The 23,158-nt window shown below is 72.8% G+C and carries 18 protein-coding genes; 11 read left to right on the top strand and 7 right to left on the bottom strand.

Annotated elements, in window-relative coordinates; translation table 11 throughout:
- Positions 1–59: 59 nt before the first annotated feature.
- Positions 60–923, bottom strand: a complete 864-nt coding sequence (locus OHA84_RS14260; RefSeq protein ID WP_266971421.1) for an SDR family NAD(P)-dependent oxidoreductase — start codon at positions 921–923, stop codon at positions 60–62.
- A gap of 90 nt (positions 924–1,013) precedes the next feature.
- Between OHA84_RS14260 and OHA84_RS14255 the strand changes: the two genes are divergently transcribed.
- Complete coding sequence (locus tag OHA84_RS14255) at positions 1,014–1,463, top strand: MarR family winged helix-turn-helix transcriptional regulator (protein WP_053674732.1); 450 nt, start codon at positions 1,014–1,016, stop codon at positions 1,461–1,463.
- A gap of 77 nt (positions 1,464–1,540) precedes the next feature.
- The gene (locus tag OHA84_RS14250) at positions 1,541–2,371 is read left to right on the top strand and encodes a DUF4253 domain-containing protein (protein WP_266947560.1); all 831 of its coding nucleotides are present in this window, start codon (positions 1,541–1,543) and stop codon (positions 2,369–2,371) included.
- A gap of 72 nt (positions 2,372–2,443) precedes the next feature.
- Here the strand turns inward: OHA84_RS14250 and OHA84_RS14245 are convergent, their stop codons facing one another.
- From OHA84_RS14245 to OHA84_RS14230, 4 genes are all read right to left on the bottom strand, one after another.
- Positions 2,444–3,322 (bottom strand): acyl-CoA thioesterase II, encoded by an 879-nt coding sequence (locus OHA84_RS14245; RefSeq protein WP_266971424.1) that lies wholly within the window; start codon positions 3,320–3,322, stop codon positions 2,444–2,446.
- Positions 3,323–3,360: 38 nt separating this feature from the next.
- Positions 3,361–4,518, bottom strand: coding sequence for an acyl-CoA dehydrogenase family protein (locus OHA84_RS14240; RefSeq protein WP_053674738.1), 1,158 nt, complete (start codon positions 4,516–4,518; stop codon positions 3,361–3,363).
- 276 nt (positions 4,519–4,794) lie between these two features.
- Entirely contained in the window at positions 4,795–5,319 is a 525-nt protein-coding gene (locus OHA84_RS14235; protein ID WP_053674741.1) for a CAP domain-containing protein, read from the bottom strand.
- Positions 5,320–5,723: 404 nt separating this feature from the next.
- Positions 5,724–7,415: a PucR family transcriptional regulator gene (locus OHA84_RS14230; protein WP_266971427.1), complete on the bottom strand. Its 1,692-nt coding sequence runs from the start codon at positions 7,413–7,415 to the stop codon at positions 5,724–5,726.
- A gap of 113 nt (positions 7,416–7,528) precedes the next feature.
- Between OHA84_RS14230 and speB the strand changes: the two genes are divergently transcribed.
- The 5 genes from speB (at position 7,529) to OHA84_RS14205 (ending at position 13,658) form a co-directional block, all read left to right on the top strand.
- Positions 7,529–8,491 carry an agmatinase gene (gene speB, locus OHA84_RS14225; protein ID WP_053674744.1) on the top strand — a complete coding sequence of 321 codons (963 nt, stop codon included), beginning with the start codon at positions 7,529–7,531 and terminating at the stop codon, positions 8,489–8,491.
- A gap of 5 nt (positions 8,492–8,496) precedes the next feature.
- Positions 8,497–10,182, top strand: coding sequence for a thiamine pyrophosphate-binding protein (locus OHA84_RS14220; protein ID WP_266971429.1), 1,686 nt, complete (start codon positions 8,497–8,499; stop codon positions 10,180–10,182).
- A gap of 218 nt (positions 10,183–10,400) precedes the next feature.
- Positions 10,401–10,838, top strand: coding sequence for a hypothetical protein (locus tag OHA84_RS14215; protein ID WP_234349834.1), 438 nt, complete (start codon positions 10,401–10,403; stop codon positions 10,836–10,838).
- Between the two features lie 11 nt (positions 10,839–10,849).
- The gene (locus OHA84_RS14210; protein ID WP_266971431.1) at positions 10,850–13,006 is read left to right on the top strand and encodes a hypothetical protein; all 2,157 of its coding nucleotides are present in this window, start codon (positions 10,850–10,852) and stop codon (positions 13,004–13,006) included.
- A complete protein-coding gene (locus tag OHA84_RS14205; RefSeq protein ID WP_266947555.1) occupies positions 12,984–13,658 on the top strand; it encodes a hypothetical protein in 675 nt (224 codons plus the stop codon). Before OHA84_RS14210 ends, OHA84_RS14205 begins: the two co-directional genes overlap by 23 nt.
- Here the strand turns inward: OHA84_RS14205 and OHA84_RS14200 are convergent.
- Positions 13,648–14,061: an ATP-binding protein gene (locus OHA84_RS14200; RefSeq protein ID WP_266947554.1), complete on the bottom strand. Its 414-nt coding sequence runs from the start codon at positions 14,059–14,061 to the stop codon at positions 13,648–13,650. The two genes, OHA84_RS14205 and OHA84_RS14200, sit on opposite strands and share 11 nt — an antisense overlap.
- A gap of 160 nt (positions 14,062–14,221) precedes the next feature.
- Between OHA84_RS14200 and OHA84_RS14195 the strand changes: the two genes are divergently transcribed.
- The 4 genes from OHA84_RS14195 to OHA84_RS14180 all read left to right on the top strand — a co-directional run bounded on the left by OHA84_RS14195 (position 14,222) and on the right by OHA84_RS14180 (position 21,223).
- A complete protein-coding gene (locus tag OHA84_RS14195) occupies positions 14,222–14,983 on the top strand; it encodes a GntR family transcriptional regulator (protein WP_266947553.1) in 762 nt (253 codons plus the stop codon).
- Between the two features lie 174 nt (positions 14,984–15,157).
- Positions 15,158–19,045 (top strand): ABC transporter ATP-binding protein, encoded by a 3,888-nt coding sequence (locus OHA84_RS14190; RefSeq protein ID WP_266971434.1) that lies wholly within the window; start codon positions 15,158–15,160, stop codon positions 19,043–19,045.
- Between the two features lie 233 nt (positions 19,046–19,278).
- Entirely contained in the window at positions 19,279–19,680 is a 402-nt protein-coding gene (locus OHA84_RS14185; RefSeq protein WP_063839414.1) for a hypothetical protein, read from the top strand.
- Between the two features lie 109 nt (positions 19,681–19,789).
- Positions 19,790–21,223, top strand: a complete 1,434-nt coding sequence (locus OHA84_RS14180; protein ID WP_053674761.1) for a S28 family serine protease — start codon at positions 19,790–19,792, stop codon at positions 21,221–21,223.
- 43 nt (positions 21,224–21,266) lie between these two features.
- Here the strand turns inward: OHA84_RS14180 and OHA84_RS14175 are convergent, their stop codons facing one another.
- Complete coding sequence (locus OHA84_RS14175) at positions 21,267–23,090, bottom strand: glycoside hydrolase family 3 protein (RefSeq protein ID WP_266947552.1); 1,824 nt, start codon at positions 23,088–23,090, stop codon at positions 21,267–21,269.
- Positions 23,091–23,158 lie beyond the last annotated feature (68 nt).

The raw sequence follows: 23,158 nt of genomic DNA, 5'->3' as shown, positions 1-23,158 counted from the left end.
GGCCGGGGCGTGCGCCCCGCCCGACGGGTCGGGCCGCGAGGGCCGCGCCGCGGGTGTGGTCACTTCAGCCAACCGCCGGTGAAGTCCTGGACGGCCGAACCGTCGAGGTCCGCCAGCTTGATGCCGACGAAGTCCCGCGCCCAGTCGGAGGTCTGCACCCGGAACGGCATCCGCTCCGCGGTCAGCGCCTCGACGACGGGGGCGGCGGCCTCGGCCGAGGTCTGGGCGTGGTCGTAGGCCTGTGAGGTGCGCCCGAGGTAGGCCTGGAGCGCGGGGGCGTACGGTCCGGCCTCGGTGAGCAGGGTCGGTACGTCGACCCCGATGGTGGCGACGAACTCGCTGGTGACGGCGCCCGGTTCGACGACGGCCACCTGGACGCCGGTGGTGGCGACGACCGGGGCGAGCGACTCCATGAAGCCCTCGACGGCGAACTTGGCCGCGCAGTAGGCCTCGTTGAACGGCTGGCCGATCATGCCGCCGACGCTCGTCACCGTGATGACCCGGCCGCCCGAGGCGCGCAGGTGGGGGAGCGCCGCCCGGGTGACCTCGACGACGCCGAAGTAGTTGACCTCCATCGCGGCCCGGACCGGCTCCATGCCGTGCTGTTCGATCGTGCCGACGAACCCGGCGCCCGCGTTGTTCACCACCGCGTCGAGCCGTCCGTGTTCGGCGACGACCTCGGCCACGCAGCGGGCCACGGAGTCGGCGTCCGTCACGTCGAGCGGCTTGACCTGGATCAGGTCGCGGACGCCGGCTTCGTCGGCCGCCTCCAGCAGGGCGTCGGCACGGCCGGTGTCGCGCATGGTGGCGACGGTGTGCAGGCCCGCGCGGGCGGCGGCGACCGCGGCGGCCAGACCGATGCCGGTGGAGGTGCCGGTGATGAGGACGACCTTGGGGCCGGTGGGGGTGGGGGTGGCGGACATGGGGGTCTCCTGAGGGTTTCCGTATTTCTGTGCGTGCACACACACATTAGCCATGTGTGCGTGTGCACGCAATTAGGTAGGCTCCTCGACATGGCGCACAACGAGCTCTCCATGGGCGGACTCACCCCCCGCGACCACGCCTTCTACGGCCTGGTCTGGGCCGGCACCACCCTCACCGCCCGGGTCGACCAGGCCCTCACCCGCCGGCACGACCTGCCGCTCTCGTGGTTCGAGGTGATGCTGTGGCTCCACGCCCAGCAGGAGCCGGTCGCCTCCTCCGAGCTGGGGGCCAGGACCCTGCTCAGTCGCAGCCAGGTCTCCCGGGTCGCCGACTCGCTCCAGGCGCGCGGCCTCGTCGAGCGGATACCCTCCCCGACCGACGCGCGCTCCGTGCGGATCGCCCTGACCGACGCGGGCCGGCGCGCCTTCCGGGAGGCGGACGCCACCCGCCGCGAGGCCCTCGCCGAGGTCTTCGACGACCGGCTCGACGACGCGGACATCGCCGCGCTCGGCGCGATCTGGGCCAAGCTCAAGGCGTAGGCCGTCCCTTTCGCCCCGACCGGCAACGGCGCCCGGACGGACGGGCGTTGTCAGTGTCGGCGCCTACGGTCGCCCCCATGACCAAGACGCCGAACCCGCTGTCCGTGTTGGCCGCCGACCCGCAAGGCCGCTCCCTGGGGCTCGCGTTGCCGCCCGGCACGCTGATCGACGGGCCCGGCCGCCGGTTCGCGCGCCGGTCCCCGCTCGTGTGGGTCTCCGACGAGCCCGTGGGCCCCGGAGCGCTCGCCGTCCACCGCGGCCCGGCAGGGGCGGCCGGCCTCCAGGCGGTGCTGTTCCAGGGCCGCCGCGGCCTGGAGAGCTGGTGGACCCGCGGCGAGCTGCGGCCCCGCGAGATGTCCGCACCCGACGACCACCACGTGGAGCCGGTCCTGCGCGCGTACTGGGCCGGGGTGGTCCCCGACCCCGAGGAGGGAGCCGAGGGCGCGGAGCTGATCGCGCCCTTCGGCCGGGAGTGGCCGGGGCTCGCCGAGCCCGGGGTCCCGGACGGGGACCCGGAGGAACAGGCCGTCGCCCGGGCCGACGAGCTGATCCGGGAGGGCGTCCTGCCGAGCCCCCGACTCGCCCTGATACCGGCGGCCCGGGGGGCGGACGCGCCCACGGCGATGGGGTGGCGCGGCCCGCTGAACCACGAGAACGACACGGCTCGCGTCAGCACCGTCCTGCGCTCCTGGGAAGACCGCTACGGCGCCCGCGTCCTCGCCCTCGGCTTCGACGAACTCCACCTCTCGGTGGCCGCCCCGCCCGCGACGCGGGCCGCCGCCCTCCCCGTCGCCGCCGAGCACTTCGCGTTCTGCCCCGACAACGTCTGGCAGGGCTCCGGCAGCGTGCACGCCTACGCGGACGAGGCCGTTGTCGGCGCGCGGACCTGGGGGTTCTGGTGGGACTGAGGAAACGGGGCCGCGCCTCGGTCCAGCCCGCCCGTCCGCCGGCCCGTTCGTTCGCCCGCGCGGGACGCGGACTCAGCCGCGCGGGACGCGCACCACGCCCTCCTGGATGACGGTGACGGCCAGCCGCCCGTCCTGGGTCCAGATACGGGCCTGCCCCAGACCCCGGCCGGCGGCGGCCGAGGGGGACTCCTGGTCGTACAGCAGCCACTCGTCGGCGCGGAACGGCCGGTGGAACCACATCGCGTGGTCCAGCGAGGCACCCACCACGTCGCCGACGGCCCAGCCGCCCCGGCCGTGCGCGAGCAGCACCGAGTCGAGCAGGGTCATGTCCGAGACGTAGGTGGCCAGGCAGGTGTGCAGCAGGGCGTCGTCGCTCTCCAGCTTCCCGGCGGTGCGGAACCACACCTGCGAGCGCGGTTCGACCGGCTGCCCGACACTGCCCCACGGAGGGGTCGTCGCGTACCGGAGGTCCACCGCGCCCCGTGCCTCGATCAGCCGCTCCACCGTGTCCGGGTCGCGGAAGACGCCCCGGTACGCGGGCAGGGCCTCGGCGGCGGTGGGCAGGGTCTCGGGATCGGGGGCGTCCGGCATCGCCGTCTGGTGGTCCAGCCCCTCCTCGTACGTCTGGAACGACGCGGAGAGGTGGAAGATCGGCTGGCCGTGCTGGACGGCCACCACCCGGCGGGTGGTGAAGGAGTGCCCGTCGCGGATCCGGTCCACCGAGTACACGATGGGCGCGCCGGGGTCGCCGGCGCGCAGGAAGTACGAGTGCAGCGAGTGCGCGGTGCGGTCCTCGGGCACGGTCCGACCGGCCGCGACCAGCGCCTGGGCCGCGACCTGTCCGCCGAAGACGCGCGGTACCAGCGCCGAACGGCTGGTACCGCGGAAGATGTTCTCCTCGATCTGCTCCAGGTCGAGCAGATCGAGGAGCGTCGTCAGAGCCTCGTTCATGGGGGGAAGGGTAGGTCCCGCGAGGGGTCCGGAATCCCCTACAGGCCCATGGACTTGGCGATGATGGACTTCATGACCTCGCTGGTGCCGCCGTAGATGCGGTTCACGCGGTTGTCGGCGTACAGGCGGGCGATCGGGTACTCGTTCATGTAGCCGTAACCGCCGTGCAGCTGGAGGCACTTGTCGATGACGCGGTGCGCGACCTCGGTCGTGAACAGCTTCGCGGACGCGGCCTCGGCGGCGGTCAGCTCACCGGCGTCCAGGGCCTCCAGGGCGCGGTCGGCGACGGCCTCGGCCGCGTCCACCTCGGCCTGGCAGGAGGCCAGTTCGAACTTGGTGTTCTGGAAGTGCGCGACCGGCTTGCCGAAGACGGTGCGGTCCGTCACGTACTGCTGGGCGAACCGGACGGCGGCCTTGGCCTGGGCGTACGCGCCGAAGGCGATGCCCCAGCGCTCGGAGGGTAGGTTCGCGCCGAGGTAGTAGAAGCCCTTGTTCTCCTCGCCCATCAGGTCCTCGACCGGGACCTTCACGTCGACGAACGCCAGCTCGGCGGTGTCGGAGGTGCGCAGGCCCAGCTTGTCGAGCTTGCGGCCGATCGAGTAGCCCGCGGACTTGGTGTCCACGGCGAAGAGGGAGATGCCGAAGCGACGGTCGTCCTCGCGCGGGGAGGAGGTACGGGCGCAGACGATCACCCGGTCGGCGTGCACGCCACCGGTGATGAAGGTCTTGGAGCCGTTCAGGACGTAGTGCGTGCCGTCCTCGGAGAGCTTCGCGGTGGTCTTCATGCCCGCGACGTCGGAGCCGGTGCCGGGCTCGGTCATCGCCAGCGCCCACATCTCCTCGCCGGTGACGAACTTCGGCAGGAAGCGCTTCTTCTGCTCGTCGTCGGCCAGCATCTTGATGTAGGGCAGGGCGAGCAGCACGTGCACGCCGGAGCCGCCGAAGTTGACGCCCGCGCGGGAGGTCTCCTCGTAGAGGACGGCCTCGAACTTGTGGGTGTCCAGGCCCGCGCCACCGAACTCCTCGGGCACGTTGATGCCGAAGATGCCCAGCTCACCGAGCTTGTAGTAGAACTCGCGGGGTGCCTGACCGGCCTGGAACCAGTCGTCGTAGACCGGCACGACCTCGGTCTCGATGAAGTCCCGGATGGTCTCGCGGAACGCCTCGTGGTCCTCGTTGAAAACGGTACGGCGCACGGCCGGACTCCCTTCGTCGCGGCGGTCCGCCGCTTATGTCTAAGCGCTTGCTCATACAAAGTTACCGGCGAGTTGTCCATCCGTCCAGAGAGGTGGTCCGTCGTGCGGCGCACAGCGCCCGGCACGGGTCTGCCGGGCGCTGCGCGCGATCGGTCGAACGGGGGGGGATCGGAGGGGGTGCGTGGGTGCGTGCGGTTCGGTCGCGATCCCGCGTCGCCCTGGCCGAGGGGGCCGCCGGTCGGGTGGGCGGCGGTCGGGTGGGCGGCGGTCGGTGGGTCAGGAGTAGTGGCACACGGTGACCCAGCCGCCCTGGACTTCCGCTTCGCTCCTCGCGCCGCAGCCCATCTTCGTGTAGTTGGGCTGGACCATGTTGTGGTAGTGGCCCCAATTCCGGTACGACTCGCTGCTGGTGTCGTGGTCGGGTCCCGCCGCGTCGTAAGCGGCCTTCTCCGAGGCCCACTGGCCGACGGCTCCGTCCGGTCCGACGCTCGATATGTTCTCGGCGACGTTGAGCGAGCTGTGGTGCAGCTCACCTCCCTCGGAGGACTTCGGGTCGTCGGCCCAATCCTGGGCCTGGTTCGCGAGGCCGCCGTCCCAGCTGAGGGGCGGTTGGTCGTTCTGTTGGCGGACGCTGTTCGTCTGGGCGAGCATGGCCTGCTGCTCGGCCGGGCTGACCGCCGACGGGAGGCTCGCGGAGGCGGCGACGGTCGCCGAGGTGCCCGTCGCCAGCAGTAGGCCTCCGGCCATCAGGACCGCCGAGGCGGCGGCCGTGGCGCGGCGGTGTGTCCGGGTGTGGTTCATGGCGACCTCCTGGTCGCACGGGGGCATGCGGGAAGGTCCGGCGCACGTGGGGGCGGTCCCGGTGACGGGCCGCACGGCCGGCTCGGGGCGATGGCGCCAAGTGGCCATCGGCGAGACGAGATCCGGTCGGCGACCCCCGCCGCCTCCGGTGAGTCCAGCGTATGTCCGGGGTATGCGTGCGGCGACCGGAGCCGGGGCGGCCCCGTTGCCGCGCGGGGCGTCGGCGCAGGTGCCCCCGGGATCCCAACTCCCTTGCCCCCGTGCTCCCTTCGCGAACGCCGATCCGGCCGGGGCATGGGTCTCCGGCTGCGATCGTCGGCCCGGCCGCTGCCGTCGGTCCGGTCGCGACCGTCGGCCCGGTCGAGGTCGACGACCCGGCTGCGGTTTCGGTCCGGTCCGGGCCGTCAGTCCCGGGGGACGGGCGGCGGGGACCCCGCCGGGGGCGCGGCGGCCCAGCGCAGGGCGAACCACAACTCCATCCGTACGTCCGCGTCGTCGGGGTCCCGCTCCAACAGGGCCGCGCAGCGGGCGATGCGCTGGCGGACCGTGTTGCGGTGCACGCCCAGAGCCGCCGCGGTCCGGTCCCAGCTGCCGTGATGGGCCAGCCAGCCGCGCAGGGTCTCCCGCAGCACGGGGCTCAGCGGCGCCAGCACCGCCTCGGCGTGTGCGCGGGCCTCGGCCTCGCCCACCAGCCCGGCCACACCGGTGTCCGCGTGCCGGGCCAGGGGCGCGCGGGCGCTCTCGGCGCGCTGGAGGGCGCGGGCGGCCTGCGCGTCGGCGGCGGCCAGCGCCGCGGGGTCGGCCGGCGCGGGCGAACTCGCCCCGAGCCGCCAGCCCGGCCGGGGACCGGGATCGCGCCGGGTGAGGAGGCGTACGAGGGTGCCCTCGGCGGCGTACAGCGGGGTGCCGAGCGCGGCGGCCAAGGCGGCGGGGTCGCCGCCGCCGCGGGCGTGCACCGCCGTCCACGGGCCGGGCCCGAGCGCCTGGGCGGGGGTGGCGCCGAGCAGCAGCCGGGTGAGGGCGGCCGCCTCGCCGGACCCGCCGGGCCGGTCGGCGGTGATCAGGGTCAGCAGCACGGCGGCGATCGAGGCGATGGTCTGGTCGCCCGGGGCGCGCAGCGGGGTCGCCAGGGCGAGCACCGGCCCGGGGGGAGCGGAGGCGGCCTGTGGTGCGGGGGAGCCGGGGTCGGCGGGGGGAGTGGGGGCGCCGGTCCCCGTGCCCGGCCCCGGCCCCGCGCCGGTCCCGGCGCCCGGCGGGTCGGTGGAGGCGCCGGTCGGGCGGCGTCCCAGGGCGTACACCGACAGGTGCCAGCCGGCCGCCTGGTCGGTGGCGGTGGCCGGTCCGGGCGCGCCCACGTGGCGGGCCAGGGCCGCCAACGCCTCCCGGGCCCGCTCGGGGACCGTTCGTCCGGCGGAGCGGTCGGGCGCGCCCGGGGTGACCAGGGCCGCGTGCCCGGACAGGGCGGTGGCCAGCCTGGCCAGGACCGACGGGACCGGGTCGGGGCGCGCCGCCGCGGCCGCCAGCGACTGCTGGGCCTCGGCGACCCGGCGCAGCTCGGCCGTACGGGCCTGCGCCATCAGCCGCCAGACGGCGCGGGCCACCGCCGTGAAGGGGGTGCCCGGCGGGACTTCGACGAGCGGCAGCCCGAGCGCGGCGCAGGCGTCCGTCAGCCCCTGCGGCACGGTCCCGTGCACGGGGGTGACACCGAAGCCGAGCGCGGCCACCCCGGCCCGTACGAGCCGCTCGACGTACCGCAGCGCGCTCGCCGCGCCCCGCTCCGCCCCGCCCGGCGCCCCGTCGGCCGGGGCCCGCGCCCCGCCGTCCGCTTCGCTCACCGCCCCCGGCCCGTCGTCCCGGCCCAGCCAGGCGCCTGCCGTCAGCAGCAGTTCCCCGCCGAGCAGGTACGGGGACGGGTCCGGCATCTCCGAGGCGTGGACGGCGTGCACGGAGGCCGCGGGGGTCGGGAGCGCCGAAGGGGCCGTGGTCCCCCCGCCACCCGGCGCGAGCGTGCGCAGCCCCAGCTCCCGGTCCGCGAGCAGGGCCCCCAGCTCCACGCCGGGGGTGGGCGGCTGCTGCTCCTGCATCAGGCGCGGCATGGATACTCCGTATGGATCGAAGGGTCCGGATGGATGAAACGTACACTTCGTGACCCCGGGATGTCCGCTTACGCTCGAAGGACCGCACACCCCCTCCGGAAGGCACCCCCCTGATGAGCACGCAGCCGCGCGGACCCGTCGACTCCTCCCGCATCCCGCGCTACGCGGGCCCCGCGACCTTCGCCCGGCTGCCCCGCCTCGACGAGGTCGGCTCGGCCGACGTGGCCGTCGTGGGCGTGCCCTTCGACTCCGGTGTCTCCTACCGCCCGGGCGCCCGCTTCGGCGGCAACGCCATCCGCGAGGCCTCGCGCCTGCTGCGCCCGTACAACCCGGCGCAGGACGCCTCCCCGTTCGCGCTCGCCCAGGTCGCCGACGCCGGCGACATCGCCGTGAACCCCTTCAACATCAACGAGGCCGTCGACCAGGTCGAGGCCGCCGCCGACGAACTGCTCGGCGCCGGCTCCCGCCTGATGACCCTCGGCGGCGACCACACCATCGCCCTCCCCCTGCTCCGCTCGGTCGCCAAGAAGCACGGCCCGGTCGCGCTGCTCCACTTCGACGCGCACCTCGACACCTGGGACACCTACTTCGGCGCCGAGTACACGCACGGCACCCCGTTCCGCCGCGCCGTCGAGGAGGGCATCCTCGACACCGAGGCGCTCTCGCACGTCGGTACCCGCGGCCCGCTGTACGGCAAGCAGGACCTGACCGACGACGCCAAGATGGGCTTCGGCATCGTGACCTCCGCCGACGTCTACCGGCGCGGCGCCGACGAGGTCGCCGACCAGCTCCGCCAGCGCATCGGGGACCGCCCGCTGTACATCTCCATCGACATCGACGTGCTGGACCCGGCGCACGCCCCCGGCACCGGCACCCCGGAGGCGGGCGGCATGACCTCCCGCGAGCTGCTGGAGATCATCCGCGGACTGTCCTCCTGCAACCTCGTTTCCGCCGACGTGGTCGAGGTCGCCCCGGCGTACGATCACGCCGAGATCACCTCGGTCGCGGCCTCGCACACCGCGTACGAGCTGACCACGATCATGTCGCGACAGATCGCGCAGGCGAAGGGCAAGTAAGCGAAGTGACGCACGACCACGACCTGGTACTCCGTCCCACCGAAGCCCAGAAGGCGGCGGCCCTCGCGCCGCCCCCGGGGCGGACGGGCGGGGACCTGGTCGTGGAGACGTTGCGTTCGCTCGGCGCCACCACCGTGTTCGGGCTGCCGGGGCAGCACGCCCTGGCGATGTTCGACGCGGTGGGGCGGTCCGATCTGCGGCTGGTCGGGCTGCGGGTCGAGAACAACGCGGCGTTCGCCGCCGACGCGTACGGCCGGCTCACCGGCGAGGCCGTCCCGCTGCTGCTGTCCACCGGGCCGGGCGCGCTGACCGCCCTGCCCGCCCTCGCGGAGGCCGCGGCCGCCTCCGCGCCCGTCCTGGCCATCTCCTCCCAGGTCCCGACCGCGGGCCTCGGCGGGGGCCGGCGCGGGCACCTGCACGAACTGCGGGACCAGGCCGCGTCGTTCCGCGAGGTCGTGAAGTCCGTCCACATCGCCCGCACCCCCTCCCAGATCCCCTCGGTCGTCGCCGAGGCCTGGGAGTCGGCGCTGACCGCCCCGCACGGGCCCGTCTGGGTGGAGATCCCGGAGGACGTACTGCGCGCCGAGACCCTGATCCCGCAGGTCACGGGCGTGGACGCGACCCCGCACGAGCTCGCCCCGCGCCCGGAGCTCACCGCCGTGGCCGCGCACTGGCTGGAGAACGCCGAACGCCCGGTGATCATCGCGGGCGGCGGGGTCGTGCGCTCCGACGCGGCCGGCAAGCTCAAGCAGCTCGCGGAACGCCTGAACGCCCCGGTCGTCACCACCTTCGGCGGCAAGGGCGCCTTCCCGTGGACGCACCCGCTGTCCCTCCAGTCCTGGCTGGAGGACCGCCACATGACGGACTTCCTGGAGGACGCCGACGTCCTGCTCGTCGTGGGCTCGGGGCTCGGCGAACTCTCCTCGAATTACCACACCTTCTTCCCCGAGGGCCGGGTGGTCCAGATCGAGGCGGACCTCGGGAAGCTGGAGTCCAACCACGCGGGCCTGGGCATCCACGCCGACGCCCGACTCGCCCTCCAGGCCCTTCTGGAGACGGTGTCCGAGCGCCCTGACCCGACGGCGCCGGAGCGTGTGCGCCTGGTCCTGTCCGCCATCGCGGCCCGACTCGCGGAGCAGGACCTGACCCTGGAGCAGCGGCTCCTGACGTCGATCCGCGCCGCCCTGCCCGCCCGTTCCCCGTCCTTCTGGGACATGACGATCCTGTCCTACTGGGCCTGGTCCGCCTTCGACGCCAAACACCCCAACACCATGCACTCGGCCCAGGGCGCGGGCGGCCTCGGCTACGCCTTCCCGGCGGCCCTCGGCGCCTGCGTCGCGGAACCGGGCACCCCGGTCCTGGCCGTCTCGGGCGACGGCGGCGCGATGTACTCGCTCGCGGAGCTGGCCACCGCCAGGCAGCACGACCTCGACGTCACCTGGCTGATCGTGGACGACGGCGGCTACGGCATCCTGCGCGAGTACATGACCTCCGCCTTCGAGGGCCGCTCGACGGGTACCGAACTCACCCGCCCCGACTTCGTCGCCCTGGCCGCCTCCTTCGGCGTACCGGCGGCCACCACCACCCCGGAGACCCTCCGCGAGGACCTCGCCAAGAGCCTCGCCGCCCCCGGCCCGTCGGTCCTGGTCCTCCCGACGGCCCTGCGGATGTTCGCCCCGACGCACCTCTAGGTTGCTCCCGGCACGGGTTCCAGGCCGCTCCCGGCACGGTTCGTACACGCTTCGTACACGGGTTCCCCGCGCTTCCACCGCCCTGTGGGGGCCTCTTGTGGCGGCTGGGTAGGCTGCCCGTGATCCAACACGCAGGGGATCCGACGCGCAGGGATGCGACACGCGGCGGATCCGGCACACAGGGCCCGGGGGCCGAGTCGGAACACGCGGGGGAAACAGTGTCGTTCGAGCAGGAGTGGAACGCCGGCGGGCAGGGCGCGCCCGAGGGCCCGTCCCCGAGGATGCGGCTGAACCAACTCGCCGCCGATCCGGGCGGATCCACCACGCCGGGCATCCCCGGCACCCTCGCGACGGCCCCTCCCGCGAAGAAGAAGGCGGCCAACACCATCGAGAACGTCCTGCAGCCCGGCACGAAGAAGGCGGCGGACGTGGCCGACGAACCGACGAAGACCGCCGTCAAGGCCTTCACCGGCTGGGACACGGCAGCGGGCCTGACGAAGGCGCACGCGCACTGGGACGACCAGGTGAAACGCCTGATGGCCAGGCTCAATTCGGAGAAGACCGCGCTGCGCGGGGCCTCGAACCTGTTCACCGGCAACGACCAGCTGACGGGCCGCAGCTTCCAGCCGGGGCAGTCCAAGGTCGCGGGACTGTAGGGGGAGACGGCATGCCGAGCTATTCCGAGATCGTTCAGACGGACCTCTCCGCGCTGACCACGGCCGCCGACGGCTGGAAGGCCATGGCGACCCAGTTCAAGACCATGGAGGACGTCTACAAGGACGAGGTCCAGAGCGTGTCCGCCGGCAACGGCTGGATGGGCTCCAGCGCGCAGACCGCCGCCACCAACGCGGGCATGACGCGAGGGGAGTTCGCCTCCGCGCAGAAGGAGGCGCTGGCCATGGAGTCGCTGCTCCGTGACGCGCACACCCGGTTCACGGACCTCAAGGGCCGGGTGAAGTCCGCCGTGGCGGACGCCGAGGCCGCCGGCATGAAGGTCTCCGACCACGGCATCGCGAGCTACGACTTCAGCAAGGTCGACGCCAACACCGCGAAGGCGATCCGGCACGACCCGGACCTCCCCGAGGTCGAGCGGTCCTGGACGCGCCGGATCGGGGACGCGGTCAAGGCGGTCACCGAGTTCGACGCCGACGTCAAGACCGCCCTGCTCAACGCGTCGGGGGCCGACGGGACCGCGATGTTCGGCTTCAACTCCAAGCCGGTCGGCGACGTCGAGGCCGTGGAGGCCCTCGCGCTCACCTCGAAGGTCCGCGACGGCAAGGCCTCTCCGGAGGAACTGCGGCACTACAACGACATCCTCAGGCAGAACGGCGACGACAAGCACTTCAGCGAGGCGTACCTGCACGCCCTCGGCGCGAAGGACACCCTGCACCTCGCCGACCAGATGAACCTGGCGGCCAACGACCGAGGGGCGTCCGCGGCCGACAAGAAGCTCTACGAGTCGATCAACTCAGGCCTCGCCTCGACGGTCGCCTCCGGCACGAAGGACCCCGGGAGCTACGCCTACAAGCCGTTCGTCGACGGCCTCAAGGAGCTGGGCCCCGAACTGGTGGCCAAGGGCGCGCGGCCGACATACGGGTACCAGTCGCTGGTCACCCTCATGGCCAACGGCGACGGCTACGGCAAGCAGTTCCTCAACGACCTCGGCAACGGCATGATCGAGGCCGAGAAGTCGAAGCCCCACATGTACGACCACGCCTACGACCCCCAGCGCCCCAACCTGGTCTCCGACCCGCTGGACGGTCTCCTGGGCATCATGGCCAAGGACCCGGACTCGGCGACGTACTTCCTCGACCCCGACGCGGCGGGCAACAAGAACGAGCACCTGAAGTACCTGCTCAAGGACCGCGACATGCCGGACCCCTGGATCTCGACCGCCGTCGGCCCTCCGATCGAGATGCACGGCGACAAGACGGCGGGCCTCGGCGCGGCCATCCAGGCGGCGGCCACCGGCCACGTCGACGGCGAGAAGCTGGGCCCGCCCGGCCCCCACACCGAGGGCCAGGCCCGGGTCATGCACAACGCGGTTCGCCTCCTCGACGACGAGATGGGCGGCGACGAGTTCCCGGAGGACCTGGAGGGCCTGCGCCAACCGATGGCGAAGGCGTTGGTCGACTACGTGTCCGACACGCACCTCATTTTGGGTGGCCAGGAATCCGACCTGGGCGGCACCGCCGGCAGCGACTCCATCCACGGCTCGGGCGACCAGGCCCACCTGGCGGTCGGCCAGGGCAGCCTGGTCCGCGTGATGCGCGGCATCGCGGACGACGGCCCGGCCTTTGCGTTGCTGTACGAGGCGGAGCGCGCTTACTCGGCCGATGAGCTGGCGAACTCCTCGCACTACAACGGCGACCCAACGCACGGGAGCAGCGCGGATTGGGACCACACGGGCCGTGAGATCGGGGTGGCCATGGGGGCCCTCGGCGGTATCGGCGCGGATGTCTACAACGACAAGATGGAGGACAAGGTCGAATGGGCGGAAGGCGCCTCTGAGCACTCGGCAGCCGCAGGAAACGCGCTCATCGGCGAGATCCCGGTCGTGGGAACCCTCGGCGGTTCGCTGATCGATTCGGCCAAGTACGAGTGGGTCAAGGACATCAAGAGCGATGCGGAGGACCTGGGAAAGCAGGACTCCAGTCGCAACTATGGGCAAGGCAGCGATGGGCTCAACCTGCTCTACGAGAAGTGGCGCGAGCAGGGAGGGGAGCCGAAACCGGATGGTGCGTTTCAATCCGCGAGGGACAGCGCGGGCAATGGCTACGACCTGGGACGGAATGCGGCGCATGCGCACCTCAAGTCGTCGTGACGACGGGACCACCGTCAAGCGGTGGTCGGCCGCCCTCGTGTGCGTGCTGGCACTCTCGGGGTGCTCTTCGGAGAACCCCGAGCCCCGCGCCGACCATCTCTGCACGGTCGCCGATCCCTCGGCCGAACGGGACCTCCTGCGTCAGATCATGCGTTCGGATGGTTTCGAGACGCAGGTCAACAAGACCACCCGGAACCTGACCGCCCGCTTGGAAGAGGACCTGCGCTCCATGCCGTCCGGCGACGAGACGGACTCGGCGGGCTTCTGCACGTACATCCCGGAACCGGCGAAAGATCACCTCCGGGTGCGGATGGACGTCCGCTGGCAACCGCAGGGGTTCAAGAAGAGGCCGCCGCAGGATGCGGTGCCCTTCGTGGCGAACGAGGCGGTCGGCGAGACCGGCGACACCGGGACGCTGCTGCGCGTACGGTGCGAGATGCCCGGTGAACTCAGGGCGCCGTCGGACAAGGCGGCGCTGTCCGTGGAGGCCAGTTACGGCGTCAGCGTCCCGCACACGGACATGGTCCAAGCGGACCGGGACCGCCAGACCTCCCTCACGTACCTCATGACCCGCCGTGTCACCGAGGCCCTCGGCTGCGAGAACAAGCCCCTCGCGAAGGCCCCGGTGGTGAAGCCGCTGTCTACCCCTTGACGGGGATTTCGGCCCAAACGACCTTGCCGATCCCGTGAGCCCGGGGGCACTGACCCCACCGCACCGCCAGTGCCGCCACGATGGCGAGCCCCCGGCCGCGCTCGTCCGACTCTCCGGCGGCCCGGGGCGCGAGGGTGACGGCGGGACCCGCGTCGGACACCTCCACCCGGACCACGTCGTCGTACCGCGCGAGCCGGACCCCGATGTCCCTGCCGTGCGGCGCGCGGGCGTGGCGTACGGCGTTGGTGACCAGCTCGGAGAGCAGCAGCTCGGCCGTGTCGGCCGCTTCTCCGGCCACGTTCCACCCGTCGAACCGTTCCCGCAGCAGGGCTCGTGCCCTGCCGGGGGCGTGGGGGCCGCGTGGCAGGATCCAGAATTCCTGGGCCGTAGGGGGCTGGTTCATCTCTACCTCACATGTCTAGATAGGTCACCAGTGAAGCGCTCGACGAGTACCGCCGCCGGGAGATGTCTAGATATGTTCGCGGCCGGCAGATATGGGGCGAAGATGCCCGTCCGTGACCGGTGGGCCCTCTAGGCTGCGTGGCGTGATCAGGGAGGGGCTCATGCCGAGAAAGGCCGCCGGGCGGCAACCCAAGTACCAGAGCATGGCCGCCGCTTTGAAGGACGCCATCGCCTCGGGCGAGTACGGCCCCGGGGACCGGCTGCCCGGTGAGAGCGACCTGATGGTCACCTACGGGGTCGCCCGGATGACCGCACGGCAGGCGCTCGGAGTGCTCCAGGCGGAGGGACTGGCCGAGGCGCGCAAAGGTGCCGGGGTGTTCGTGCGCCACTTCCGTGTCGTCATCAGGCGTCGCGGAATCCAGCGGCTGTCCGTCGAGGTCTGGGGTGCGGGCGGATCCATCTGGGCCGCGGACGCCAAGGGGCGTGACCCCGAGGTCGAGTTCATCGGGGTCACGGAGGAACCGGCCTCGGACGCGATGGCAGTCGCACTCGGTATCACCGCCGGCGCACCCGCATGCGTCCGTCGCCGCAGGTTCCTGCTCGACGGGAAGCCCGTCATGCTCGCCACCTCCCACCTGGAAGCCGCCCTCGTCACCGGGACGCCCATCACCGAGCCCGACTCGGGCGAGGGCGGCATCTACGCCCGCCTCGCCGACCTCGGCCACGCCCCGACCCGGTTCCGCGAGGAGGTCCGGTCGCGCATGCCCAGCCCCGAGGAGGCCGCCGCGCTGCGGCTCGGGACGGGCACTCCCGTCGTCCTGGTCGTCCGTACCGCCTTCGCCGCCGACGGGCGGGTCGTCGAGGTCAACGAGATGGTCCTCGACTCGTCCGCGTACGTGTTGGAGTACGCGTTCGACGCCTAGACCCCGCCTAGACCCCGCCTGGACCCCCAGGCACCCCGCCCCCACCCCCCTCCCACCGTCGGGTGCGGCTCGCGTGCCGTCCCCGGACGGGAGTGCGATTGTTGCGGCGGGATGAAATCCGCCGGTCGGCGCGTTGGGTGAGGCGGCAGGAACGAACCAACGGGGAGGCACCACGTGGCGGCGGCGCAGACGGCGGCAGGGGAGAAACAGGGCTGGGGCAGGAGGCTGGCCGCCTACACCTGGCGGTACCGGCTGAATGTGCTGCTCGCGCTCGGGTCCTCGCTGGGCGGCATGGCCGTCATGGCGCTCGTGCCACTGGTGACCAAGATCATCCTCGACGACGTCATAGGTGACAAGAGCCGGCCCATGGGCCCGTGGGCGGGGATGCTCATAGGCGCGGCCGCGCTCGTGTACGTGATGACGTACATACGCAGGTACTACGGCGGCCGGCTCGCGCTCGACGTGCAGCACGACCTGCGCACCGACATGTACGACGCGATCACCCGCCTCGACGGCCGCCGCCAGGACGAGCTGTCGACCGGCCAGGTCATCGGTCGCGCCACCAGCGACCTCCAGCTCATCCAGGGCCTGCTGTTCATGCTGCCCATGACCATCGGGAACTTCCTGCTCTTCGGGATATCCCTGGGGATCATGCTGTGGCTGTCGCCGCTGCTGACCCTGGTCGCCCTGCTCATGGCCCCCGTGCTGTGGTTCATCGCCAAGCGCAGCCGCAAGAAGCTCTTCCCCGCCACCTGGTACGCGCAGGCCCAGGCAGCCGCGGTCGCCGGTGTCGTCGACGGGGCCGTGACCGGCGTCCGCGTCGTCAAGGGCTTCGGGCAGGAGGAGCAGGAGACCGGCAAGCTCCGCGAAGCCGGCCGCAGGCTGTTCGGCGGACGGATGCGGGCCATCCGGCTCAACTCGCGCTACACCCCGGCCCTCCAGGCCGTGCCCGCGCTCGGGCAGGTCGCCATCCTGGCCCTCGGCGGCTGGATGGCCACCAAGGGGCAGGTCACCCTCGGCACGTTCGTCGCCTTCTCCACCTACCTCGCGCAGCTCGTCGGTCCCGTCCGCATGCTCGCCATGGTCCTCACCGTCGGCCAGCAGGCCCGCGCCGGCGCCGAGCGCGTCTTCGAGCTCATCGACACCGAGCCCGTGATCCGCGAGGGGGAGCGGGAGCTGCCCGCCGACGCCCCCGCCACCGTGGAGTTCGAGGACGTCGCCTTCGGCTACGACCCGGCGCGCCCCGTGCTCGACGGGTTCTCGCTCGCCATCCGGGAAGGAGAGACCGTCGCCCTCGTCGGCGCCTCCGGAAGCGGCAAGTCCACCGTCTCGCTGCTGCTGCCGCGCTTCTACGACGCCGACCGCGGCACCATCCGCGTCGGCGGGCACGACGTCCGCGACCTGACCTACGACTCGCTGCGCGGCGCGATCGGCCTGGTGCCCGAGGATTCGTTCCTGTTCTCCGACACCCTCCGCGCCAACATCTCCTACGGGCGCCCCGACGCCACCGACGCGCAGATCGAGGCCGCCGCGCTGGCCGCGCAGGCCGACGGGTTCATCCGGGAGCTGCCCGCCGGGTACGACACCACGGTCGGTGAACAGGGCCTCACCCTCTCCGGGGGGCAGCGCCAGCGCGTCGCGCTCGCCCGCGCCATCCTCACCGACCCCCGGCTGCTGCTCCTCGACGACGCGACGTCCGCCGTCGACGCCCGCGTCGAGCACGAGATCCACGAGGCGCTGCGGGCCGTGATGGCCGGCCGTACGACCCTGCTCATCGCCCACCGCCGGTCCACGCTCGCGCTGGCCGACCGGATCGCGGTACTGGATCGGGGCCGGCTCTCCGACATCGGCACGCACGAGGAGCTGGAGCGCCGCTCGCCCCTCTACCGCAGGCTGCTGACCGATCCCGAGGCCCTCGGCGGCGGTTCCCCGCGCATCCGCGAGACGCCCGCGATGACCGAGTTCGAACGCGACATCGAGTGCGGGATCGAGCGGGACGTCGAGCGGGACATCGAGCGCGACATCGATCGGGACATCGAGATCGAGGCGGAGATCGACTCGGAGCCCGTGAACGCCAAGCGCCGGGTCGCCGGCGGGATCACCCCCGAACTCTGGCAGCGCCAGGACGAGGCCAAGGCGGCGGCCGGACCCGCCGCGGGCACGGGCCTGAGGGCCCCCGGAGCCGGGCATTCCATGGCCGGGGCGGTCGCCGGGATGCCCGCGACCCCCGAGTTGCTCGCGCAGGTGGCCGCGCTGCCGCCCGCCGACGACCTGCCCGCCGTGGACGAGACCCGGGCCGCGTCCGCCGAGGAGAGCTACGGTCTGCGCCGACTGCTCGGCGGCTTCTGGGCGCCGCTCGCCATCAGCCTCGGTCTGGTCGCGCTCGACGCGGGCGCGGGCCTGCTGCTGCCGATCCTGATCCGGCACGGCATCGACCAGGGCGTCGAGCAGGCCGCCCTGGGCGCGGTGTGGGTGGCGTCCGGGCTGGCCCTCCTGGTGGTCATCGGACAGTGGGCCGCGCAGTTCGCCGAGACCCGCATGACGGGGCGCACCGGCGAGCGCGTGCTGTACGCCCTGCGCGTCAAGATCTTCGCCCAGCTCCAGCGCCTCGGCCTCGACTACTACGAGCGCGAGCTGACCGGCAAGATCATGACGCGGATGACCACCGACGTCGACGCGCTGTCCACGTTCCTCCAGACCGGGCTCGTCACCGCCGTCGTGTCCGTCTTCACCTTCCTCGGCATCCTGGTGGCCCTCCTCGTCCTCGACGTCGAGCTGGCCCTGATCGTCTTCGCCACCCTGCCCGTGCTGGTCGTCGGCACGATCGTGTTCCGCCGCAAGTCGGTCGCCGCGTACGAGCTGGCCCGCGACCGGGTCAGCAGCGTCAACGCCGACCTCCAGGAGTCCGTGGCGGGGCTCCGCATCGTCCAGGCGTTCCGGCGCGAGCACGACGGCGCGGCCCGGTTCGCCGAGCGCAGCGACGCGTACCGCCAGGCCCGGGTGCGCGGCCAGTGGCTGATATCGGTCTACTTCCCGTTCGTGCAGCTGCTGTCCTCGGGCGCCGCCGCGGCCGTGCTGATCGCCGGCGCGGGCCGGGTGGAGGCGGCCACGCTCACCACCGGCGCGCTCGTCGCCTACCTGCTCTACATCGACCTGTTCTTCGCCCCCGTCCAGCAGCTCTCCCAGGTGTTCGACGGGTACCAGCAGGCCACCGTCTCCCTGGGCCGGATCCAGGACCTGCTGCGCGAGCCCACCACCACTCCGCGTCCGGCGGATCCGCGCGCGCTGCCCCGGCTTCGGGGCGAGGTCGCCTTCGAGGACGTCCACTTCGCCTACGGGGCCGCCGAGGAGCGGGGGGCGAAGGGCGACGCGTTGGCCGGGATCACCCTGCGGATACCCGCCGGGCAGACCGTCGCCTTCGTGGGCGAGACCGGGGCGGGCAAGTCCACGCTGGTCAAGCTCGTGGCCCGGTTCTACGACCCGACCGGCGGCCGGGTCACCGCGGACGGCGTGGACCTGCGGGAGCTCGACCTGACGGAGTACCGCCACCGGCTCGGGGTCGTCCCCCAGGAGTCGTACCTCTTTCCGGGGACGGTCCGCGACGCCATCGCCTACGGGCGGGCCGAGGCGAGCGACGCCGACGTGGAGGCGGCGGCCCGCGCGGTCGGTGCCCACGACATGATCGCCACCCTCGACGGCGGCTACCTGCACACCGTCGCTGAACGGGGCCGCAACCTGTCGGCCGGTCAGCGCCAGCTGATCGCCCTGGCCCGCGCCGAACTCGTCGACCCGGACGTGCTGCTGCTCGACGAGGCCACCGCGGCCCTCGACCTGGCCACCGAGGCACAGGTCAACCTGGCGACGGAACGGCTCGCCGGCAAGCGCACCACGCTCGTCGTGGCGCACCGGTTGACCACGGCCGCCCGGGCCGACCGGGTCGTCGTCATGGACCGGGGCCGCGTCGTGGAGGACGGCACGCACGGTGAACTCCTGGCGCGGGGCGGTCGGTACGCCGAGCTCTGGCGGACCTTCGCGGGGGAGGACGAGCGGGCCGCGGCCTGACTCCCCGTCCGCTCCCCGACACCCCGCCCGCGTCCTGTCACGGGCCGCCGGCGCCGCGCTGCCGCCGACGTCGGCGGGGGCCCGCCGGCGCCTCTACAGCCGCCCCCGCACGCCCTGTTCGGGCACGAACCTGCCCCTTCGGGATGCCCTTGTGGGGTGCAACCATCCGGGGGGTCAGCGCGTCGTACGTACGTGCGTGCGCACGACGTGCGTCGGATCGGGGGACCAGCGTGATGCAGAAGCGAAGCAGGCGCGGCCGGACACGGACCGTGACCTTCGGGGTGTTCGGGGCGGCGCTGTGGCTGGGTGTCACAGGGGTCGTCGCGGCGCCCCCGGCGCAGGCGGCGACCGCCGGGTGCGGGGGGCAGCTGGTCAAGACCCTGCCCTTCTCGACGGGCGAGGTGCGGGTCTACAAGAGCCGTACCCAGGCCTGCGCGATCACGGTCGCCTCGCGGCCGGGCGAACGCCGGGAGATGGCGGTGAGCATCCAGCCGCGCGGCGGGGTGCCGGTGCGCGACGCCGGCCGATACACCCGGTACGCGGGCCCCGTCACCGTCGGCGCGATCAACCGCTGCGTGTTCGTCAAGGGGAGCGTGGGCGCCGGATCGACCTCTTCCGGCTGGATCCTGTGCTGACCGTGGCTTGATCACGACATTGCGGCCGATCGATCCAACCGGGTCTGTTCAGCGGCGTGTTGACCCCGCTAGGTTCACGGCGACCGAAGTGAACGCAAGGGGAGGGTGAATGCGCAAGACGCTCGGATGGCTGCTGTCGCTCGTGGTGCTCATCGGCACCATGGGCGCGGCCGGTGTCACGGCCCAGGCGGCCACCGCCGCGGGGCCGACCGCCGCCACGGACATCAAGGACCGGATCCTCGGCATCCCGGGGATGAGTCTGATCGAGGAGAAGCCGTACCCCGGGTACCGCTTCTTCGTACTCAACTACGAGCAGCCGGTCGACCACCGGAACCCGTCGAAGGGCACCTTCAAGCAGCGCCTCACCCTGCTGCACAAGGACACGTCCCGGCCCACGGTCTTCTTCACGTCCGGCTACAACGTCAACACCAACCCGCGCCGGAGCGAGCCGACGACCATAGTCGACGGCAACCAGGTGTCCCTGGAGTATCGATTCTTCACGCCCTCCCGGCCCGAGCCGGCCAACTGGGGCAACCTGGACATCTGGCAGGCCGCCAGCGACCAGCACCGCATCTTCACCGCCTTCAAGAAGATCTACAGCAAGAACTGGATCGCCACGGGCGGCAGCAAGGGCGGCATGACGGCGACGTACTACGAGCGTTTCTACCCGCGTGACATGGACGGCGTCGTCGCCTACGTCGCGCCGAACGACGTCAACAACAAGGAGGACTCGGCCTACGACCGGTTCTTCAACAAGGTCGGCACCAAGGAGTGCCGCGACAAGCTGAACAACGTGCAGCGCGAGGCGCTGATCCGCCGCGTTCCGCTGGAGGCCAAGTACGCCGCCGCCGCCACCGAGAACGGCTGGACCTTCACCACCGTCGGGAACCTCGACAAGGCCTACGAGGCCGTCGTGCTCGACTACAGCTGGGCGTTCTGGCAGTACAGCCTGCTGGCCGACTGCGCCGCGATCCCGACCGCCGCGACCGCCTCCGACCAGGAGATCTGGGACACGATCGACGCGATCTCGGGCTTCTCGGCCTACGCCGACCAGGGACTCGAGACGTACACGCCGTACTACTACCAGGCGGGTACCCAGCTCGGTTCGCCCGACATCAAGCAGCCGCACCTCAAGGGCCTGAGCCGCTACGGCTACCAGCCGCCGCGCAACTTCGTGCCCCGCGACATCCCGATGACCTTCCAGCCGGGGGCCATGACGGACGTGGACCGCTGGGTGCGCGACAACGCGAACCAGATGCTGTTCGTGTACGGGCAGAACGACCCGTGGGGCGCCGAGCCCTTCCACCTCGGGTACAAGGTCAAGGACAGCTACGTGATGATCGCGCCGGGCGCCAACCACGGGGCGAACGTCGCGCAGCTCCAGGAGGGCGAGAAGGCCCTCGCGACCGCGCGGATCCTGAAGTGGGCCGGGGTGGCCCCGGCCGCCGCGCTCGGCGACTCGGCGAAGGCGAAGCCGCTGGCCTCGCCGGACGCGCGGCTCGACCAGCGGGACCTGGAGCGCGAGCCGCAGCTGCGGCCGTAACCCTCCCGCAGGGGTTCGGGGCCGCGGGCCGGCGTACGGGGACCTACCCGTACGTCAGCCCGTGGCCCAGCGGGTAGCGGCCCGGCACCGGGACCGGGAGACGGCCCTCGGGTCGCCGCCGGCCGGTGATCACCCGGGCCGCCGCCCGCATCTCCACGTCCGTCCAGCAGTACGTCGCCACCTCCGCCGCACACGTCGGCAGCCGGGCCGGGTCGTACGGGTTGCGGGTCGCCACCACGACCACGGGAACCCCGGTCGCGAGCAGTTCCGTCACCAGGGCGCGCTGCGGGCTCTCCCCCTCCGGGACGTTGTACGTGCACACGAGCACCGCCGCGTTGCCCGGAGCCGCCGCGACCGCGCGGCCCGGGGGCGCCGCCGCCGCTCGGCAGCCCAGGGCGGTCAGCTCCCGGGCCAGTACCTCCGTGGGAGGCCCGGTGGTACCCGAGGGGGACACCGGGTCCGTCCCCGTCACCAACAGCCGCGGCGCGAGCGCCGGGTCCAGGGGCAGCAACCGCACGGGATTGGCCAGCAGGGTCGTCGTACCGGCCGCGATCTCGTCGGCGGCGGCCAGGTGCGCGGGCGTGCCGACGGCGGCGTCCACCGCGCGGGCCGAGGTGTACGGGTTCTCGAACAACCCGCGGCGGGCCTTCAGTTCCAGGATCCGCAGGACCGATTCCTCGATCCGGGCCTCCGTCAACTCGCCCGACTCCACGGCCGCGAGCACGCTGCGGTGCGCGAGAGCGAGGTCCGGCGGGTTCAGCAGCTGATCGCAGCCCGCCCGGAGAGCCAGTACCGGGACCCGGTCGTCCCCGTACTTCTGGCGGACCCCGGCCATGTCGAGGGCGTCGGTGACCACCACCCCCCGGAAACCGAGGCGTTCGCGCAGGATGCCCGTCACGATCGGCCGGGAGAGCGTCGCCGGATCCTCCGACGGGTCGAGCGCGGGGAAGACGATGTGCGCCGTCATGACGACGTCCACTCCCGCCTCGACCGCCGCGCGGAACGGGGGCTCGTCCAACTCCTCCCAGACGGCGCGGGTGTGCCGCATCACCGGGAGCCCGACGTGGCTGTCCGTCTCGGTGTCGCCGTGGCCGGGGAAGTGCTTCGCCGCCGCGGCCACCCCCGCCCCCTGGTAACCGCGGACCTGGGCGGCGACCAGGGCCGCCACCGCGCGCGGGTCGGAGCCGAAGGACCGTACGCCGATCACCGGGTTGGCCGGGTTGACGTTCACGTCGGCCACCGGCGCGTAGTCCTGCCGGACGCCCATCGCGGCCAGCTCCACGCCCGCGATCCGCGCGGCCCGGCGGGCCCGCGCGGCCGAACCCCCCGCGCCCAGCGCCATCGCCCCCGGCAACAGGGTCGCCGGCTTGCCGATCCGGGTGACGGCGCCGTGCTCCTGGTCCGTGGAGAGCAGCAGCGGGACGCGGGCCCCGGTGCCCGCGGCCGCCCGCTGGAGGCCGTTGGACAGGTCGGCGATCTGGTGCGGCGCACGGGTGTTGTGGGCCCAGGCGAAGTAGACGATCCCGCCGAGGTGGTAGCGGGCGACCAGTTCGGCCGCGGTGCGCACCCCGAAGAGCGTCAGGTTCTGCTCGGCGTCCGCCGGGTCCGGGTCGGTCGCCGAATGCCCGTACACCCGGGACACGAAGAGTTGGCCGACCTTCTCGGCCAGGCTCATCCCGGCCGCCAACCGGCGCAGCGCGGCCCGGTCGGGCCGATGCCCCCAGGGCCCGCCCGGAGCCTTTCCCGGGGCGCGTGGGTCGTCCGGGGCGCGGCGGGCCCCCGAGGCCGCGGAGGCGGCCCCGGCGGCCGTGACGGCGGCCAGGGCGGCCGCGGCGAGCAGGGACCGGCGGGAGGCGTGGTACGACACCCGCCGGACGCTACTGCCGGGGCGCGTCGGGGGAGTCCCGGACACTCGCGGAGTCCCCCGGACGGGGT

Source organism: Streptomyces sp. NBC_00513, assembly GCF_041431415.1.
In the GTDB taxonomy this organism is placed as follows: Bacteria; Actinomycetota; Actinomycetes; order Streptomycetales; family Streptomycetaceae; genus Streptomyces.
This window is presented reverse-complemented; position numbering and strand designations above follow the sequence as displayed.